This window comes from Vibrio sp. Y176, from assembly GCF_033438945.1.
Genome location: NZ_JAWOQS010000446.1, coordinates 1 through 743, shown reverse-complemented (window position 1 = coordinate 743; position 743 = coordinate 1). Strand labels below are relative to the sequence as shown.

Below are 743 nucleotides of genomic sequence, written 5' to 3'. Positions count from 1 at the left end.
GATTTGAATTAGCAGACGGTGGCACGATCTTCCTTGATGAAATTGGTGACATGCCAATGTCGATGCAAGTGAAGTTATTGCGTGTACTTCAAGAACGTTGTTTTGAGCGAGTTGGCGGAAACTCGACAATCAAAGTCAACGTGCGTGTGGTCGCTGCGACACACCGTAATTTGGAAAGCATGATCGAAGAAGGCACGTTCCGTGAAGATTTGTTCTATCGTTTGAACGTTTTCCCAATCGAAATGCCAGCGCTAAAAGAGCGTAAGCAAGATATCCCATTGTTATTGCAGGAGCTGATGACACGTCTGGAAGCCGAAGGCGGCCAGCCAATCTGTTTCACGCCGCGTGCGATCAACTCTTTGATGGAACACCACTGGCCGGGTAACGTGCGCGAGTTAGCTAACCTTGTTGAGCGCATGATCATTTTGTACCCAAACAGTCTGGTTGATGTGAACCATCTTCCTACGAAATATCGCTACAGTGATATTCCAGAGTTCCAACCTGAAGGTAATCCGTTCACTTCGATTGAAGAGCAAGAGCGCGATGTGTTCCAAGACATCTTCTCGGAAGACTTCAGCTTTGACGAGCAAAGCGATCTGGATCACAACATGAATGCGCCTCAAGCGTTGCCACCAGAAGGGGTGAACCTAAAAGAGCTATTAGCAGATTTGGAAGTCAACATGATCAGCCAAGCGTTAGAAGCGCAAGGTGGGGTCGTTGCAAGGGCTGCAGATATGCTGGGT

General features: G+C 48.0%; 1 protein-coding gene. It reads left to right on the top strand.

Going from position 1 to position 743, the window contains the following annotated elements:
• Positions 1-743: sigma 54-interacting transcriptional regulator (locus tag R7O13_RS26590; RefSeq protein WP_318305172.1), on the top strand; the 743-nt coding region annotated here is incomplete at both ends.